Here is a 2,809-nt window from a genome sequence, read left to right as displayed (position 1 = left end):
GCTCGTCATGGACCAGGAGCGCCACACCTGCACCTGGAAGGGCGAGCCGGTGACGCTCACCGTCACCGAGTTCCTGATCCTGCATTCGCTGGCGCAGCGTCCCGGTGTCGTAAAAAGCCGTGATGCGCTGATGGATTCGGCTTATGATGAACAGGTCTATGTCGACGACCGCACCATCGACAGCCACATCAAGCGGCTGCGCAAGAAGTTCAAGGCCGTCGACGACGACTTCGAGATGATCGAAACCCTTTACGGAGTCGGATACCGGTTCCGCGAAGCATAAGTAGCAGGGCCTGCTATTCGATGGCAGTGGAAGCACAGCGAACAAGACCGGCGGGCGCCTCCAGGCGGCCGTCGCGGATCATGCCGTCCTTCGTCTCGAAGATCACGGTGCCGATGCGCCGCTTCCTTGGCCATCACATCTTTTCCAGCCTGACGCGGCGTATCCTGTTCCTCAACCTTGCCGGCCTCGCCGTCCTGGTGACCGGCATCCTCTATCTCAACACCTTCCGCGACGGACTGATCGACGCCCGCGTCGAAAGCCTGATGACCCAGGGCGAGATCATCGCCGGCGCCATCGCCGCTTCGGCGACGGTCGAGACGGATTCGATCAGCATCGACCCGGAAAAGCTGCTTGAACTGCAGGCCGGCGAAAGCCTGGGGCCGGGCTCCGACCAGCTCGACAATCTCGATTTCCCCATCAACCCGGAGCGTGTCGCCCCGGTGCTGCGAAGGCTGATCTCGCCGACCAGAACCCGCGCCCGCATCTATGACCGCGACGCCAATCTGCTGCTCGATTCGCGCCACCTCTATTCGCGTGGCCAGATCCTGCGCTACGACCTGCCGCCGGTCGAGGAAGAAGAGCCCGATCTGGTCGAGCGCATCCAGAAATTCGTCTTCGACTTCTTCCGCAACACCGAGCTGCCGGTCTATCACGAGCAGCCGGGCGGCAATGGCGCCGCTTTCCCGGAAGTGGTCAAGGCGCTCACCGGCAGCCCTTCGACCATCGTGCGCGTCAGCGAGCAGGGCGAGCAGATCGTTTCGGTGGCGGTGCCGATCCAGCGCTTTCGTGCCGTCCTGGGCGTGCTGATGCTGTCGACCGAAGGCGGCGACATCGACAAGATCGTCGCCGCCGAGCGCAAGGCGATCCTGCGCGTCTTCGGCATCGCGGCCCTTGTCACCGCCATCCTGTCGATGCTGCTCGCCTCGACCATCGCCAATCCGCTGCGCCGGCTGTCGGCGGCGGCGGTGCGAGTGCGGCGCGGCGTCAAGAGCCGTGAGGAAATCCCCGACTTTTCCGACCGCCAGGACGAGATCGGCAATCTGTCGATCGCCATACGCGACATGACCAACGCGCTCTACGCCCGGATCGAGGCGATCGAAAGCTTCGCGGCCGATGTCTCGCACGAGCTGAAGAACCCGCTGACGTCGCTGCGCAGCGCGGTGGAGACCTTGCCGCTGGCCAAGAACGACGATTCGCGCGGCCGGCTGATGGATATCATCCAGCACGATGTCAGGCGGCTGGACCGGCTCATCACCGATATTTCCGACGCATCGCGCCTGGACGCGGAACTCGCGCGTGAAGATGCGGGAACGGTCGATTTGAAGAAATTCATCACCGATCTGGTCGCCGTTTCGCGCGAAGCGACGCGCAACAAGAAGGCGGTCGAGATCGAGTTCAAGGCCGCCAAACTGCCGCAGGGCGTCAAAGGCTATGTCGTCGTCGGCCATGATCTGCGCATCGGCCAGGTCATCACCAATTTGATCGAGAACGCCCGTTCCTTCGTTCCCGAGGATCATGGCCACATCAGCCTGTCGCTGGCGCGTGCCGGCAAGTTCAACATCGTCACCATCGACGACAATGGCCCCGGCATCCGGGCCGACAACATCGACCGCATCTTCGAGCGCTTCTACACGGATCGGCCGGCCGGCGAGGCATTCGGCCAGAATTCGGGCCTTGGCCTGTCGATATCCAGGCAAATCGTCGAGGCCCATGGCGGCACGCTAACCGCCGAAAACATCCCCGGCACCAAACCCGGCGAGATCAAGGGCGCGCGTTTTGTGGTGACGTTGCCGGCCGAAGGCTGAGAGCATGAATTCCAACCATGCCTGGTCCAGCCGTGCAGCCTGAAAACATTCACGCGACAATGGTTTTGATCGGCGAGCGCGGCATTCTCATCACCGGAGCCTCCGGCTCGGGCAAGACGGCGCTGGCGCTGGCGCTCATAGATCATTGTCGCCAGCGCGGATCGTTCGCGCGGCTCGTCGGTGACGATCAGCTCTTTGTCGAGGCGCATGCCGGGCGGCTTCTGTGCCGCGCTCCCGCCGCCATAGAAGGCCTCGTCGAGGTGCCTGGGCTCGGCCCCCGGCCTCTGCCATTCGAGCCGGCAGGCCTCGTCGACCTGCATGTCCACCTGGTGCCGGCCGATGAAGCGCCGCGCTTCCAGGAGGATGCCGCAAGCAACATCGTGGGTTGTCTGGTGCCACAGGTCGATGTGGTCGAACGCAATGTCGCGGCGGCCTTACCGGTCGTGATGGCGCGGCTGTCGATCGCGCCTTTTCTATGATCCGCTCCGGGTTTTTTGCTGCAATGCGTCAAAATGGCATGCGCCTGCGCAATTTTGGGCTTGTCAACGGGCCGCGCGTCGACAAGATAGCGCTCCCGCCGCCTGGATTGGCTGGCGAGCATAAAATGCGCCTGTGAAGCGGCGATGACGGGAGCCACCAAAGAATGATCGGACTCGTGCTTGTAACGCACGGTCAACTGGCCACCGAGTTCCGACATGCCGTCGAACATGTCGTCGGGCCA

At 63.2% G+C, this 2,809-nt stretch carries 3 protein-coding genes and 1 pseudogene; all 4 read left to right on the top strand.

Annotated elements, in window-relative coordinates; genetic code table 11:
- Positions 1-283 (top strand): winged helix-turn-helix domain-containing protein (locus tag EN914_RS30775; RefSeq protein ID WP_206527280.1); only part of this gene is annotated, 283 nt, incomplete at its 5' end.
- 20 nt (positions 284-303) lie between these two features.
- Complete coding sequence (locus EN914_RS30770; RefSeq protein ID WP_024501992.1) at positions 304-2,088, top strand: sensor histidine kinase; 1,785 nt, start codon at positions 304-306, stop codon at positions 2,086-2,088.
- A 17-nt stretch (positions 2,089-2,105) separates the two neighbouring features.
- A complete protein-coding gene (locus tag EN914_RS30765; RefSeq protein ID WP_024501991.1) occupies positions 2,106-2,567 on the top strand; it encodes an HPr kinase/phosphorylase in 462 nt (153 codons plus the stop codon).
- Between the two features lie 164 nt (positions 2,568-2,731).
- Positions 2,732-2,809, top strand: a pseudogene (locus tag EN914_RS30755) (PTS fructose transporter subunit IIA); the annotation flags it as partial.

This window comes from Mesorhizobium sp. M7A.F.Ca.CA.001.08.2.1, from assembly GCF_003998455.1.
Classification (GTDB): domain Bacteria; phylum Pseudomonadota; class Alphaproteobacteria; order Rhizobiales; family Rhizobiaceae; genus Mesorhizobium; species Mesorhizobium ciceri.
The sequence above is the reverse complement of the archived record's forward strand: the minus strand, read 5'-3'. Positions and strand labels throughout refer to the sequence as shown.

Coding starts and splice junctions, on each gene's coding strand:
- EN914_RS30770 (WP_024501992.1), top strand. CDS start 304: ATGGCAGTGGAAGCACAGCGAACAAGACCGGCGGGCGCCTCCAGGCGG.
- EN914_RS30765 (WP_024501991.1), top strand. CDS start 2,106: ATGCCTGGTCCAGCCGTGCAGCCTGAAAACATTCACGCGACAATGGTT.